This is a genomic window from Saccharothrix sp. (assembly GCF_031180885.1).
GTDB lineage: Bacteria > Actinomycetota > Actinomycetes > Mycobacteriales > Pseudonocardiaceae > Actinosynnema.
Genome location: NZ_JAPSLK010000002.1, coordinates 458,966 through 472,684 on the forward strand (window position 1 = coordinate 458,966; position 13,719 = coordinate 472,684).

Here is a 13,719-nt window from a genome sequence, read left to right on the forward strand (position 1 = left end):
TCCTTCGAGGGGGTCTGCGGATGTTCGCGTTGGTGTTGGTGGGACTGCTCAGCACGCTGTGGGAGTACGGGCCGCCGGTCGGCGCCGCCGTGCTGGTGGTGGTGACCGGGTGGACGCGGTCGGTGCGGCTGGGCATGGCGACGGCCGCGTTCACCGTGGCGGCGCTGGTCACCCACCAGCCGTTCCCGGCGCTGGTCGCGCTGACCGGCGCGCTGCTGATCGCCGCGCACGACGTGCACGCGCGGCGGCCCGGCGAGTGGTTCCCGCTGCTGGCCACGGGTTCGGGCGTGCTGCTCGCGTTCCTGGGCGAGGAGTGGGAGGCGTTCGCGCCGGTGTGGGACCACACCGGCACTTATGGTGCGTACTACGCCGACCTGAGCGCGTCGACCGCGGTCGCGATCGGCGGCTCCACGGGCTCGGACTGGGCGCTGTCCGTGGTGGTCGCCGTGGTGGTGGCGGCGGGGTTGGCGTTGTGGGCGTGGCAGGCACGGAGCCTTGTGGTGCTCGCGACCGCCGCCGGCTACCTCGCCGCCGCCTGGTACACCAGGCCGGAGACCTCTGGGCCGGGGATGCGGTTCCTGAGCCAGGCGCAGTTCGAGGCCGCGTTCGCCACCGCGGACGCGGCCACGCGGCCCGAGGTGGTGCTGCTCGCCGGGGCGGCGGTGGCCTTCGGGCTGGCACACGGGTGGCGGGACTGGGTGCCGCTCGCGGTGGTCGGGCCGTTGAGCACGCTGTGGGACTTCGGGGGCGCGGCGGGCACGGCCGTGCTGCTGGCGGCGGCGTGGCGGCTGCGCAGTTGGCGGCTCGCGGGTGCGACGGCGGCCTTCGCGATGGCGGACTTCGTTGCGGCACAACCGCTTCCGGCCGTGGTCGCACTGGCCGGGGCGCTGGTGGTCATGGCGCACGACCTGCACGCCGGCCGACCCGGGGTGTGGTTCCCGTTGCTGGTCCTGGGAACCGGGCTGTTCCTGGTGGCCGCCCTGTTCTCGACCGTCCCGACCGAGTCCTTCGGCTGGTTCGCCTACACGCCGATGACCGAGTCCTCCGCCTGGCAGGTGCTGCGGAACGGTGGGTACGTGGGCGAGCTGCCGGGTTTCGTCAGCCTGGACCCGGTGCTCGACTTCCACCCCTCGGCGGTGGTGCTGGCCGGTGCGGCGGCCGCGCTCGTCCTGCGCGACCGCCGCACGCGAACCCGTTAGAACGGCTGGACGTTGGGCTGGAAGACCTGCCCGGCGGCCGGCGTCTTGAGGTTCACCAGGTAGTCGGTCACCACGGTGTCCGCACCCGCGCTGTCACCCAGGATGCAGTGCCCGAACGCGTCCACGCTCAGCAGCACCGCGTTGCCGAGCTGGCGGGCCATGCGCTGGGAGAACTTGTACTGCGTCGCCGGGTCGTAGTAGTTGCCCACCACGACGACCGGGTTCTTGGTCCGCTTGTGCCACGGACCCGCGTACCGGTCCGGCTTCGGCACCGGCCACGACGCGCACGTCAGCAGGTCGGCCGCGGCCTGCTGGCGGCCGAACGTGGGCGACTCCCGCTCCCACTTCGCCGCCACGTACGGGAACAGCTCCGGGATCCGCGTGAACGGCTTGTCGGTGCAGTTCACGCCGTAGTACGAGTCGTCGGACAGGTACTCCGCGTCCGCCAGACCCGCCCGCACGTCGGCCATGCCGTGCTTGTTGGCCAACGGCTTCTCCAGCTCCGGCTCCGCCTGCGCGGTCAACGCCGCCGACGGGTGCAGCACGGCGTAGATCGACTGCAACCACGCCGCCAGCGCCTTGAACCGGGTCGGCGCGTACAGGTCGCCGGTGACCCGGCCGATGTAGCCGGCGTAGGTCACGACCTGGCCCGAGGGCAGGGTGATCGGCGCCTTGCGCAACGAGTCGCGGACCTCGTCGAACTTGGCGCGCGGGTCGCCGTCGCTGTACGCGCACTTGTCGCCCTCGGCGTCGCAGCGCTTGAGGAACGCGTCCAGGGCCAGCTCGAAGCCCTGCGCGCGCTGCCGGTCGTACTCGGCGCCGTTGGACGTGCGCAGCGCCGGGTCCACGTTGCCGTCCAGCACCAGCGCGCGGGACCGCTGCGGGAACAGGTTCGCGTAGGTCGCGCCGAGCAGCGTGCCGTAGGAGAAGCCGACGAAGGTCAGCTCTCGGTCGCCCACACCCTGCCGGAGCAGGTCGAGGTCACGCGCCACGTCCTCGGTCGACATGTGGTCCAGCAGCGGCCCGGCGACCTTCGCGCACGAGTCGGTGTAGTCCTTGGTCGCGTCCATCGTGTCGCGGATCTCGGTGCGGGTGACCGGGACCGACGACATGCGCCCGAAGACCTCGTTGGCCTCCTCCTCGGTCTTGAAGCACCGCAACGGGGTGCTCCGGCCGACCCCGCGCGGGTCGAACCCGATCAGGTCGAACCGCTTCATGATCTCCGGCTGGAAGAACGAGCTGCCGTACGCGGAGTAGATGAGCCCGGCGCCACCGGGCCCACCGGGGTTGATGAACAGCGACCCGACCTTGTTGGCCTGGTCGGTCGCCGGCGCCTTCATCAGGGCGATGGTGATCTTCGCGCCGTGCGGCCTGCGGTGGTCCAGCGGCACGGGGTGGTTGGCGCAGGTGACCCGTTCCCGCTGGGCGGCGGGGATCTGCGCCAGCACGTCGTCCGCGCACTTGCTCCACTGGACGGGCGCGCCACCCAGGGCTTCCTGCGCGCCGGCGCTACCGGTCGCCACGAGGCCGGACACCGCGGTGCCCAGCGCCAGCGCGGCGACCAACGTTCTAGAACCAAGCTTCACGAGCGGCACTCCCTCGCGTGGCGGATCGGTGCCGCCCCTCGTCGACATCCACGGCACCGTCGCGCGAGGCTCCCATCCGGAGCGGTTCGGGAACACCCGCAGAACGGAGGGTTTGCTCCATCCGATCGGCCTACCCGGTGTGGGCGCTGAGCCACTCGGCGCCCACACCGGGTCGACTCAGCCGATGGCGCGGGACAGGGACAGGGCGAACCGGCCCTCCTCGTCGGTCCACCACCGGTGCAACTCGAACCCGGCCTCGGCCAACTCCCGCGTCACGCCCTCCCGCCGGAACTTCGCCGACACCTCGGTCCGCAACTCCTCCCCCGCCGCGAACTCCACGTCCAACCCCAACGCCTCCACGTGGACCTTCGCCGCCCGGTCCGCGCGCAGGCGCATCTCGATCCACTCCTCCTCGGCGTTCCACAACGCGATGTGGCGGAACTCCTCGGGCACGAAGTTCGCCCCCAACTCGCGGTTGAGCACCCGGAGCACGTTGCGGTTGAACTCGGCCGTCACCCCGCGGGCGTCGTCGTAGGCCCGCACCAGCACTTCCGGGTCCTTCACCAGGTCCGTGCCGAGCAGCAGCCACTCCCCCGGCTCCAGCACGTCCCGCACCGAGGCGAAGAACTTGTCGCGCTCCTCCGGGATCAAGTTGCCGATGGTGCCGCCCAGGAAGGCGACCAGTCGCGGCGAAGCCCCCGGCAGCAGGCCCAGGTGCTCGGTGAAGTCGCCGACCACGCCGTGCACCTTCATGCCCTGGTAGTCGGCCATGATCTGCTGTGCCGCGTCGGTCAGGGCGGACACCGAGACGTCCAGCGGCACGAACTCGTTGAGGGTTCCGTGGTCCCGCAACGCGTCCAGCAGCAGCCGGGTCTTCTCCGAGGAGCCGGAACCCAGCTCCACCAACGCGTGCGCGCCGGTCGTCGACGCGATCTCCCCGGCCCTGGCCAGCAGGATCTCGCGCTCGGCGCGGGTCGGGTAGTACTCGGGCAGCCGGGTGATCTCCTCGAACAGGTCGCTGCCCACGGCGTCGTAGAACCACTTCGGCGAGACCCACTTCGGGCTCGCGGTCAGGCCCGCCTTCGCCTCCGCCCGGAGGGCGATCGCGGCCTCCTCCGGGGTCAGGTGCACGTCCAGCACTGGCTCGGTCATCGTCGTCCCATCGGTTGAACGTCCACTGTGGAGGGATCCGCGGTGACGACGTGTCCCTCGGGCACCTCCCGCCAGCGCGGGTCGTCGTCGAGCGGTTCCGAGGACACGGTCACCGCGTCGTCGACCCGGCGGACCCACAGCGAGTGGGTCCAGGTGGTGCCGACGAGGACGGATCCGTTGGTGAGCAAGAGGTTCAGCCGCGAGCCGGGTGCGGCGGCGGCCACTTCGGCCACCACCCCCGCCAATGCGTGCGCGGGGGGTGCGGTGGCCAGGCGCGACCGCACCAGCGCCCACAGCAGGGCGGAGTCGGTGGGGGCGTCCAGGGTGAGCAGGTCGGTGGTGGGCAGGGTCTTGGCCAGGTCGGCGACCGAGCCGGGCCAGTCGGTGACCCGGCCGTTGTGGCTGAACAGCCACTCGCCGTCGGTGAACGGCGCGCACGCCGTCTCCACGATCGGCATCCCGACCGTGGCCGAGCGGACGGCGGCCAGGATCGCGCTCGAACGCAGTTCCCGGCTCAGCGCAGCCAGGTTCTCGTCCGACCACAGCGTCCCGACCCGGCGGTAGCGCACGGCCCGGCCCGGCGCCGGGTACCACCCGACGCCGTAGCCGTCCACGTTCACCGTGCCGCCGCCGCGCATGTCCCGCGGCGCGTACGACTGGTGCAGCAGCGAGTGCGGCGGGTCGTGCACGAGACTCGCGATGGGCACGGCGGGGCCGAGGTAACCCAGGTGGCGGCACACGTCAGGCCAGCTCCTCCGGCCGCGCGTCCCGCGCGCAGCGGAAGCCCGCGAAGATCTGCCGCCGGATCGGGTAGTCCCAGTTGCGGAACGTGGCGCGCACGGCCGCCTGGTCGCTGCCGAACGAGCCGCCGCGCAGCACCTTGTAGTCCGGTCCGAAGAAGACCTGCGAGTACTCCGCGTACGGGAACACCTCGAACCCGGTGTAGCCGTGGAAGTCCGAGCTGGTCCACTCCCACACGTCACCGATCAGCTGGTGCACGCCCAGCGGCGAGACGCCCGCCGGGTACGCGCCGACCGGCGCCGGCGACAGGTGCCGCTGGTTGAGGTTGGCGTGCGCGTCCGTCGGGTCCTCGTCGCCCCACGGGTAGCGCCGGGAGCGCCCGGTCGCCGGGTCGAAGCGGGCCGCCTTCTCCCACTCGACCTCGGTGGGCAGCCGCTTGCCCGCCCACTTCGCGTACGCCTCGGCCTCGTAGTAGCAGACGTGCACCACCGGCTGGTCCGGGTCGAGCGGCGCGGTCACGCCGAACGCCGTGCGGAACCACTGGTCCCCTTCGCGCTCCCAGAACCTGGGTGCGTGCAGACCGGCCTTCCGGACGTGCGCCCAACCCGCCTCGGACCACCAGCGCGGGTCGGTGTAGCCGCCGGCGGCGATGAACTCGGCGTAGGCGCGGTTGGTGACCGGGGTCGTGTCGATGAAGAACGGGTCGGTGAACGCCTGGTGCGCGGGGCGCTCGTTGTCCAGCGCCCACGCCTCGGTGGACGTGCCCATGGTGAACGGGCCGCCGGGCACCAGCACCTCCGCCGGGCCGACCGGGCCGCCGCGCGGCGGTGGCGGCGCGTCCAGCACCGGCGGGCCGACGCGCAGCTGGTGGGTGGCCAGCATGGTCTCGTCGTGCTGCTGCTCGTGCTGCACGATCATGCCGAACGCGAACCCGTTGTCGACGAGCCGGCGGCCTTCCAGCGGACTGGTCTCCAGCACGTCGAAGACCTTGTCCCGCACCTCGGACACGTACTTGCGGGCCTCGGCCGGACCCAGCAGCGGCAGCTCTGGCCGCACCGCGCGGGCGTGCTTGAAAGCGTCGTACAGCTCGTCGATGTCCTGGCGCACCGGCTCGCGCCCGCCGACGTCCCGGACGAGCCACAGCTCCTCCTGGTTGCCGATGTGGGCGAGGTCCCACACCAGCGGGGACATCAGCTTGGAGTGCTGGCGGACCAGGTCGTGGTCGTCGACGGCGTCGGTGAGCAGCTTGCTGCGCCGCCGCGCGCGGTCCAGCTGCGCGGCGACGTGGTCCCGGACCTGTTCGGCCCCCCGGGTGAACTGGCTGGTCATGATCGGCCCCCTCCGGTCTTCTCAGCGAGTTGTCGGTGCAGTTCTTCGGCGATCGCGTCGGCCTGGCCGACCGGCAGGTCGGTGCGGTGCAGCGCCGCGCAGCCCAGGTCGACCACGTCGCGCGCGGCGCGGGCCAGGACCGGGTCGTCCAGGCCGTGCCGGGCGGCGGTGAGCCACCGGCCGGCGGCGGTCTCGGTGGCGGCGAGCACGCCGTCCACCACGGACCGGTCGCTGAACAGCGCGGCCATCAGCACCACCGGCGGCAGCCACTGCCCGTCCGGCGGTGTGTCGAGGTAGCGGACCTCCAGGTAGCCGCGCGGGCGCACCGGCGGGAACTGGAGCGTCAGGTGGTAGTCGAGGTCGTCGGTGGTGGGTCGGGACGGCAGGGCGCCGTCGATCCAGTCGGCGAAGGAGAACGGGTGCGGCGGCAGCCAGTTCGGCCCCGGTCTGCGCAGCACGATGACCGGCGAGTCGAGCACCCGCCGCGCCCACGCCGCCGCCGGGTCCGCGCACACCGCCGCCGGCCGGGTGCGAATCGGGTCGGTGGCGTAGAGGCTGCGCATCCGGGCGCTGGCCCACTCGGTCCGCCGGCCGCCGACACCCGGCGAGTTGGCGAACAGCGCCATGAGCACGGGTCCCAGCGCGTGCACGGCGGCCCAGCGCGCGGGCAGGTCTTCCTTGAGGCCGACGTCGAGGCACACCTGGAGCCCGGCCGTGCTGCACATCATCGTGAGCCCGTCGGGGCCGCGTGGGCCGAAGGCCTGTTCCATGGCCGCGTACCGGGGGACCTGGAGCACCCGGCGCGGTGGTCGGTGGGGATCGGCGCCGCGGTGCCCGAGGACGAGGCCGTGGGGCGAGAGCAGGCGGCTGAGGTGGTCGATGTCGTCCGCGACGGTCTTGAGCAGTTCGGTGAGGGAGCTGCTCGGCGGGGTGGAGATCTCGACCTGGCCGCCCGGTTCGACGGTGAGCGGCGTGCCGCCGGGAAGCGGCTGTTGGGGACTGTCGGGGACGAGCGTGGGTGGCGCGTGTTTGCCCAGGGCGGCGGCGAGTGCGGTCGCGTCGACGGGCTTGGTGTGGTCTTCTCGGTGGTGGACGGTCCATTCGATCTCGACTCCGAGCAGCCTCGGAGGTCCGTGCTTGAAGCAGACCGAGGCCACGTAGGCCTCGGCCTCCGCTCGGTCCCGGAAGACCGCCGGGCTCGGCCCCGCAGGCGGGGTGTTACGGACAGCAGTCACTTTCAGCACTCCCCGTGATCATCCTCGTCGTTTCGACGCTACACGGGGGGACCGACAATCGCATGCCGTGAAAGCCTTGTGGAACAAGGACAACCGCCGTTCGCGTGATGTATTCGGGGCGATTCGGACAGTGCCCGGTGTGACCCCGAAGTGCTCATCGGGAGAACTGCCACCGGACGTCCTCGTTGTCGGGGAGCACGACCCGTCGGCCGGCGTCCACCGGTCGTTCAGGAGGAAGACCCGGCCGCCGGACCGGACCAGCGGGCGCAGGCCCGAGGTGCGGTGGTGGCCGGTGTCCAGGCGCTGCTCCACGACGTTCGGCGCCTCGATGCCCAGTTGTTTTCGCTGTACGCGGTGGCACGCGGGAGGGTGTGCACAAGCAGCGGGTTGGAGGGCGTCCGGATGCTGCGCAGCAAGGCCCGCACCACTGGTCCGGCGGTGGGCCGCTCGGGTCGGCCGGTCCCCACGGCAGCCAAGCGAAACCATCGTCGGCGGGTGGCGGCGGCGGTTTCGTGGTGGTGGTCGTGGTCCTGGTCGTCCGGTCGGGTGTCGGGGCGATCGTGTCGATCCGGGTCGTCCCCGTGGTCGTAGTCGTGGTCGTAGTCGTGGTCGTCTCGGTCGTCGTAGGGGCCTGGAACCGGCCACCGCCCGTCCGGGCTCCGCGACGGGCGGAGGACCGCTCGCCACCACCGCGGCGACCACGCCGCACACCACCACGGCCGCCGCCGCACACCACCACGGCCGCCGCCGCACACCACCACGGCCGCCGCCGCAGACGCGACGGCGGCCCGTCTCCGGGTGAGCCACCTGGGTGCGATGCGCTGCATGAGGCAAGCCCACGACCCGGAAAACCGAGGTTCACACGAACGTGTGTACCCAGGTCACCCTGAGTACACGATGTCCACGTGGAGGACGCGGTCGTTGTTCGGGGTCCCGTCCTTGTCGGTGGTCGTGGTGAGCCAGATGTCGCCGTCGCGGTCCACCTCGACCGTGCGCAGCCGGCCGTAAGTGCCTTGGAAGTACGTCCGCTGCTCCACCAAGTTCACCGACGCGTCGATGCGCAGCCGGTAGACCCGCTGCCCGACCGTCGTCGCCACGAAGACGTGGTCGTTGATGATGGTCAGGCCGCTGGGCGAGGCCGACGACGTGGACCAGGTCTTCTTCGGCGCGACCGTGCCCGAGCACGAACCGGACGTGCCCTCGCACGCCGGCCAGCCGAAGTTGCCGCCCTTCTGGATCAGGTTCACCTCGTCCTGGCTGGAGTTGCCGAACTCGGTCGCCCACAGCCGGCCCTTGGAGTCGAAGTCCAAGCCCTGCACGTTGCGGTGGCCGTAGCTCCAGATCGCCTTGCCCGCGAACGGGTTGTCCGCCGGGATCGAGCCGTCCGGGTGGATGCGCAGGATCTTGCCCGCGTTGTTGTTGAGGTTCTGCGCGTTGGCGCCGTTCTGGGCGTCGCCGGTGGAGATGAACAGGTACCGCCCGTCCGGGCTGAAGCGCAGCCGCCCGCCGTTGTGGAAACGGCTCTTGGGCACGCCGGACAGCAACGTGGTCCAGCCGGTCAGGGTCGTGCCCTCAAGGCGAGCCCGCACGAGCTGGTTGCCCGACGACGCCGTGTGGTAGACGAACACGTACCGGTCGGTGGCGAACGTCGGCGACACCTCGATGCCCAGCACCCCGCCCTCACCGCCGGTGGTCTGCGCACCCGGCACCTTGCCGAGGTTGGTGCGCTGGCCGGACTCGGTGAGCTTGTGGACGGTGAAGGTTTCCCGCTCGGTCACCAGGGCGGAGCCGTCAGGGAGAAGAGCCAGGCCCCAGGGGACGTCCGTGCCGCTGAGGATCGTCCGGACCGTGCCGGGATCGGGTGTGCCGGGCGGGGTGGTGCCGCCGGGGGTCGCGGTGATCTCGTTGCTGAACGGCGAGAGGTTGCCCGCCGCGTCGCGCGCCCGCACGGTGAACCGGTAGGTCGTGCCCGCGGTCAGACCGCCGACGGTGGTGGACGTGCCGTCCGCGGTGCCGGTCTGCGTGCCGTCGCGGAACACCTGGTAGCCGGTCACGGCCACGTTGTCGGTGGACGCGGTCCAGGTCAGGTCGACCGACGTGGTGGTGCGGCCGGTGGAGCGCAGGTTCGTCGGCGCGGTGGGCGCTTGGGTGTCCGGTGGCGCGGGGTCGGTGCGGACCAGGACGTTGTTGCTGGCGGGTGAGACGTTCGGCGCGGCGTCGCGGGCGAACACCGTCCAGTCGTACTCGGTGTCCGGGGTCAGGCCGGTGACCGTGGTGCTGAGCGTGGTGACGCTCTTCATCAACTGGCCGTGCTGGTAGACGTCGTACGCCACGACGCCGACGTTGTCCGTGGCCGCGTCCCAGGCGAGGGAGACGCTGGTCGAGGTCTTGCCGGTGGCGCGGAGGTTGCGGGGCGCGGTGGGGGCTTCGGTGTCGGCGGGGCTGACGGTGAGGCGGTCGGCGTTGGGGCCGCCGTTGGCGGTGGTCGCGGTGGCGCGGACCTTGTTCGTGCCCGCCTTGAGGGTCACGGTGGTGGTGACGTCGCGCCACGTCGTCCACGCGCCCGTGGCGGGGAACGACACCGTGGTGGCGCTCGCGCCGTCCACGGTGACCGACAACGGGCGGTCGGTCGTGGTGCCGTTGGCGTAGCGGAAGACCAGTTGGTGCGGACCGGCCTGCGCGGCGCTCACGGTGTACTCGACGTGGCTGCCGGTCACGTTGTCGTAGTTGACGAAACCGGTGCCGGAGTAGCCGGCGTGGTTGGACTCCACGACGGCGCGGGACAGGGCGGCGGACTCGGCTTCGTAGGCGGTCGGCGCGGCGGTCGCCGGCACAGCCGCGGTCAGTGCGGTGGTCAGGGTCAACGCGAGCAAGGCGGCTAGCGGATACCTCGGTGCCACTTCGGTGCCTCCACGTCGGCAGGGGTGCACGAGCGGCGGCGGTGATTAGAAAGGAAACTTTCCGAACAGATGACACCACCGGCCACGCCGAGGTGTCAAGGCGGCTACCCGGCGGCCTCGCAGGGGCTCGCGAACACCCTGCGGGACTCGTCGACGTCCAGCGCGCACCGCCGCAGCACGTCGACCGCCACCTGGAACCGGGCCACCGAGTCCACCCGCTCCGACAGCCCGTCCGCGTGCACCGCCGGACCGCCCACCGCGAAGGACAGCAACGTGAACGAGTGCCGCAGCTCGGGTCGGCAGCCCGCGGTGAACGGCACCAGCCGGACGTCGTCGCGCCGGGCCAGCGCGGCGAGCTGGTCGTCGAGCACGTCCTGGTCCCCCGCCCACGCGTGCAGAGCGGTCTCGTGCACGTAGAACTCGCACGCCGGCGGCAGGTGGCGGGCCAGCACCTCGCCGCGCCCCGGGTCGTTGCCCAGGAAGGCCGCGTACTCCGGCGTCTGGAGCAGCGCGGGCACGGCCAGGGCGTCGTAGGCGACGATGCGGGTGGCCCGGCGTTCGGCGGCGCGCAGCGCGTCCGGGCCGTCGGGGTCGACGAGGTCGTAGTGGGCGAGCCGGACGAGGTCGATCAGGTCGATCCCGCGCCGCACGTCGCCGTCGGTCGGGCGCCGGCCCAATCGCGCGAACCGGCTGATGTCCTTCATCACGGTGCGCCACCGTAGTGGGGCGTGACCAGCGGTTTCGAGTGCTCGTCGGGAAGACCACCCCAAAGTGGGGCCGACCAATCCGTACGTACTGATTGGAATTTCTCAGCCGGTCCTGGCAACATCGACCGGTGCCCAGGGTGAGCCAGGACCACCTCGATGCCCGCCGCCGCCAGATCCTGGACGGCGCGCGTGCGTGTTTCGCGCGCTACGGCTACGAGGGTGCCACCGTACGCCGTCTGGAAGAGGCTACCGGTCTGTCCAGGGGAGCGATCTTCCACCACTTCCGCGACAAGGAGTCGTTGTTCCTCGCGCTGGCCGAGGACGACGCGCTGCGCATGGCGGACGTGGTGGCCAAGCAGGGTCTCGTGCAGGTGATGCGCGACCTGCTGTCCGCGCCCGAGCCGGACGCCGACCACCCGGCCGACTGGCTGGGCACCCGGCTGGAGGTGTCGCGCCGGCTGCGCACGGACCCCGAGTTCCGGGGCCGGTGGGCCGAGCGGTCGCGGCAGCTCACCGACGCCACCCGGCAGCGCCTCGTGCGGCAGCGGGAGGCCGGCAACCTGCGCGACGACGTGGACATCGACGTGCTGACGTCGTTCCTGGAGCTGGTGCTGGAAGGGCTCGTGTCGCACCTGGCGATGGGCCTGCCCGCCGACGACCTGGAACCCGTGCTGGACCTGGTCGAGGAGTCCGTGCGCCGGCACCGCCGCTCGGGCTGATTGATGAGGCTGTGTTGAATTGCGCCGCCTCCGGCGTCGCGGGCTCGGCCGCCTGGAAGTCGGCTCATCGCGCCGCTTTTCGCTCCGATCGAAGGACGTGATCGGAGCGAAAAGCGGCGCGACAAGCCGACGCGGCCTCGCGGTGGTCGCGCGATACCTGGTGTCGGCGGGGCTCGCGCGGTCTGCCGACGAGATGGTCGGCGTGTCCGTGGTGCTGCTGGTGTTGGCGCGTACGGGTTCTTCGGTGCTCGCGGGTGCGGTCGTGGCGGCCTACACGATCCCGTCGATCCTGTCCGGACCGTTGCTCGGCGCGTGGCTGGACCGGACGCGGCGGCCGGTGATCGCGTTGGCGGGCAACCAGTTCGTGCTCGCGGCGGTGGCGTGCGGGCTGGTCCTGGTCGGGTCGACGCCGTGGGCGTTGCTGGGGTTGGCGTGCCTTGCCGGGATCACGTTGCCGATGACCAGCGGCGGGTTCACCAGCCTGGTGCCGCGACTGGCGGACGACGTCCGGCGGGTGACCTCCTACGACGCGTTGCTGTTCAACGCGGCCGCGGTTCGCGGTGGTGGCGGCGTTCGCGCCGGCGGTGGCGCTGTGGCCCGTGGCGTCCGGGCTGCCCGCGTTGCCGGCGCTGGCGCTGGTGGCCGGGGCGGTGCAGGGGCCGACGCTGGCGTCGCTGATCACCGCGGCAGGTCTACACGCCGGCGTCGTTGCTGGGGCAGGTGTCGACCACGGGGGCGAGCCTCAAGCTGGGCGGGTTCGCGACCGGTGCGGCGGTCGGCGGTGTGCTCGTCGTCCGGACGGGGCCGGCGACGGTGATCTTGCTGGTCGCGGCCGTGCACCTGCTCGCGGCGGCACTGGGCGTGCTCGCCGCCCGGCCGTCGCAAGCCCTTCGGGTGACCCCATAGGATCACCTGCATGGCTGACCCGCGTCCTGCCGCTCACGTGCACCGGGTGCGGGTGCGCCCGGTCGACTGCGACCGCCAGGGGATCGTGCACGCCTCCCGGTACCCGGTGTTCTTCGAGGCGGCGATGGTCGAGACGCTGCGCTCGCTGCTCGGCTCGTACAAGGAGCTGGAGAAGCACGGCATCGACTTCGTGATGGCCGAGACGTCCATCCGCTACCTCAGCCCCGCGCGGTTCGACGACCTGCTGCGGATCGGGGTGCGCGTGCGCACGCTCGGGACCACCACGCTGACCATGGGCTTCGACGCCGACGTGGACGGGACGCCGGTCGCGACCGGGTGGAACCGCTACGTCTCCTTCGGGACCCCGGAGCTGCGCTCGACCCCCATCCCCGAGGACTTCCGCAAGCTCTTCCAACCCCGCCGCCCGACCACGCGGCCGGCGTCGCCGGCGGCATCGCGGTCGGCGTCGCGGGCGGTCGAGCGCTCCGCCAACCGGTAGTCAGCCGCTCGCGACGGCCTGGCAGGCGGCGAAGCCCTCGGCGCGCGCCACGATCCGCCCGCCGGAGACGCGCACGGCCACCTCGGTCTCGTCGCTGACCGCCGGGACGCCCGCGGCGCGCGCGATCTCGCCGGTCTCGTCGCACAGCACGTGGACGTCCGGCCAGGCGTGGGCCGGGAAGGCCCGGCGGAGCGGCCCGGTGAGCTGGGCCAGGGTGAGCCGGGCCAGCGGGGCCAGCTCCTGGGGCGCGCCGGTCACCAGGACGACGGTCGTCCGGCCGTGCCGCGCGGCCTGTTCGACGGCGTCGAGGCGGTTGAGCCCGAGGACCGCCACCACCCCGTCGCCGGCGGTGTGCGGGGTGCCGCGGACCAGGTCGGTGGCAGGCGGCGGCTCCCATGCCTCGTCGGCGCGGCGGACCGGCGGGCTCGCGGCCGGCGCGGCCCGGTAGTCGTTGATCTCCAGGCCGGCGAGGCCCTCCACGGCGGTCACCACGTCGTAGGGCTCCAGGAAGCCCGGGGCCGAGGCGGCGACCTGGTGGGCGCCCAACAGGGTCGTCATCAGGGTTCGGGCGTGGCGGACCATGCGGGTGGGTGGTGCGGCGGGGTCCGGGTCCGGCGCGCGGAGGCGTTCGAGGGCGAGGGCGAGCAGGAGCGCGTCCAGGCCGAGCAGTTGCGCGCAGGGGCGGCGGAGGTCGTCGGTGAGCAGTTCGGGCAGCAGGTCGCGGCCCAGCCAGTCGTCGGCGACCA

13 protein-coding genes are annotated in these 13,719 nt (G+C 72.2%); 4 read left to right on the top strand and 9 right to left on the bottom strand.

Annotated features, from left to right (window positions below; all coding sequences use genetic code 11):
- The first annotated feature begins 20 nt into the window (after window positions 1–20).
- Window positions 21–1,199 carry a hypothetical protein gene (locus RIN75_RS06180; protein ID WP_309110794.1) on the top strand — a complete coding sequence of 393 codons (1,179 nt, stop codon included), beginning with the start codon at window positions 21–23 and terminating at the stop codon, window positions 1,197–1,199.
- Here the strand turns inward: RIN75_RS06180 and RIN75_RS06185 are convergent.
- The 7 genes from RIN75_RS06185 to RIN75_RS06215 all read right to left on the bottom strand — a co-directional run bounded on the left by RIN75_RS06185 (window position 1,196) and on the right by RIN75_RS06215 (window position 10,846).
- Window positions 1,196–2,833 carry an alpha/beta hydrolase gene (locus RIN75_RS06185; protein ID WP_375295917.1) on the bottom strand — a complete coding sequence of 546 codons (1,638 nt, stop codon included), beginning with the start codon at window positions 2,831–2,833 and terminating at the stop codon, window positions 1,196–1,198. The genes RIN75_RS06180 and RIN75_RS06185 overlap by 4 nt on opposite strands.
- 129 nt (window positions 2,834–2,962) lie before the next feature.
- Window positions 2,963–3,937, bottom strand: a complete 975-nt coding sequence (egtD, locus tag RIN75_RS06190; protein WP_309110796.1) for an L-histidine N(alpha)-methyltransferase — start codon at window positions 3,935–3,937, stop codon at window positions 2,963–2,965.
- Window positions 3,934–4,677, bottom strand: a complete 744-nt coding sequence (gene egtC, locus RIN75_RS06195) for an ergothioneine biosynthesis protein EgtC (RefSeq protein WP_309110797.1) — start codon at window positions 4,675–4,677, stop codon at window positions 3,934–3,936. Before egtC ends, egtD begins: the two co-directional genes overlap by 4 nt.
- Window position 4,678: 1 nt before the next feature.
- Window positions 4,679–6,007, bottom strand: a complete 1,329-nt coding sequence (gene egtB / locus RIN75_RS06200) for an ergothioneine biosynthesis protein EgtB (RefSeq protein ID WP_309110798.1) — start codon at window positions 6,005–6,007, stop codon at window positions 4,679–4,681.
- On the bottom strand, window positions 6,004–7,251 hold the full coding sequence (locus RIN75_RS06205) for a glutamate-cysteine ligase family protein (protein ID WP_309110799.1): 1,248 nt from the start codon (window positions 7,249–7,251) through the stop codon (window positions 6,004–6,006). Before RIN75_RS06205 ends, egtB begins: the two co-directional genes overlap by 4 nt.
- An 872-nt stretch (window positions 7,252–8,123) precedes the next feature.
- Window positions 8,124–10,115, bottom strand: coding sequence for a PQQ-dependent sugar dehydrogenase (locus tag RIN75_RS06210; protein WP_309110800.1), 1,992 nt, complete (start codon window positions 10,113–10,115; stop codon window positions 8,124–8,126).
- A gap of 131 nt (window positions 10,116–10,246) precedes the next feature.
- A complete protein-coding gene (locus RIN75_RS06215) occupies window positions 10,247–10,846 on the bottom strand; it encodes a DUF5753 domain-containing protein (RefSeq protein ID WP_309110830.1) in 600 nt (199 codons plus the stop codon).
- Between the two features lie 131 nt (window positions 10,847–10,977).
- Here RIN75_RS06215 and RIN75_RS06220 point away from each other — a divergent pair, with 131 nt between their 5' ends.
- Window positions 10,978–11,568 carry a helix-turn-helix domain-containing protein gene (locus RIN75_RS06220; protein ID WP_309110801.1) on the top strand — a complete coding sequence of 197 codons (591 nt, stop codon included), beginning with the start codon at window positions 10,978–10,980 and terminating at the stop codon, window positions 11,566–11,568.
- 270 nt (window positions 11,569–11,838) lie between these two features.
- Here RIN75_RS06220 and RIN75_RS06225 read toward each other — a convergent pair whose 3' ends face one another.
- Window positions 11,839–12,045 (bottom strand): hypothetical protein, encoded by a 207-nt coding sequence (locus RIN75_RS06225; RefSeq protein ID WP_309110802.1) that lies wholly within the window; start codon window positions 12,043–12,045, stop codon window positions 11,839–11,841.
- Window positions 12,046–12,288: 243 nt separating this feature from the next.
- Here RIN75_RS06225 and RIN75_RS06230 point away from each other — a divergent pair, with 243 nt between their 5' ends.
- Together RIN75_RS06230 and RIN75_RS06235 are read left to right on the top strand one after the other, a co-directional pair.
- Window positions 12,289–12,474, top strand: coding sequence for a hypothetical protein (locus RIN75_RS06230; protein WP_309110803.1), 186 nt, complete (start codon window positions 12,289–12,291; stop codon window positions 12,472–12,474).
- 10 nt (window positions 12,475–12,484) lie between these two features.
- Window positions 12,485–12,973 (top strand): thioesterase family protein, encoded by a 489-nt coding sequence (locus RIN75_RS06235; RefSeq protein ID WP_309110804.1) that lies wholly within the window; start codon window positions 12,485–12,487, stop codon window positions 12,971–12,973.
- Here RIN75_RS06235 and RIN75_RS06240 read toward each other — a convergent pair whose 3' ends face one another.
- Window positions 12,974–13,531, bottom strand: coding sequence for a hypothetical protein (locus RIN75_RS06240; protein ID WP_309110805.1), 558 nt, complete (start codon window positions 13,529–13,531; stop codon window positions 12,974–12,976).
- Between the last annotated feature and the right edge of the window lie 188 nt (window positions 13,532–13,719).

Bases quoted from the DNA above. Each gene is read 5' to 3' on its own strand.
- RIN75_RS06180 (WP_309110794.1), top strand. From the start codon at position 21: ATGTTCGCGTTGGTGTTGGTGGGACTGCTCAGCACGCTGTGGGAGTAC.
- RIN75_RS06185 (WP_375295917.1), bottom strand. From the start codon at position 2,833: ATGTCGACGAGGGGCGGCACCGATCCGCCACGCGAGGGAGTGCCGCTC.
- egtD (WP_309110796.1), bottom strand. From the start codon at position 3,937: ATGACCGAGCCAGTGCTGGACGTGCACCTGACCCCGGAGGAGGCCGCG.
- egtB (WP_309110798.1), bottom strand. From the start codon at position 6,007: ATGACCAGCCAGTTCACCCGGGGGGCCGAACAGGTCCGGGACCACGTC.
- RIN75_RS06215 (WP_309110830.1), bottom strand. From the start codon at position 10,846: ATGAAGGACATCAGCCGGTTCGCGCGATTGGGCCGGCGCCCGACCGAC.
- RIN75_RS06235 (WP_309110804.1), top strand. From the start codon at position 12,485: ATGGCTGACCCGCGTCCTGCCGCTCACGTGCACCGGGTGCGGGTGCGC.
- RIN75_RS06240 (WP_309110805.1), bottom strand. From the start codon at position 13,531: ATGACGACCCTGTTGGGCGCCCACCAGGTCGCCGCCTCGGCCCCGGGC.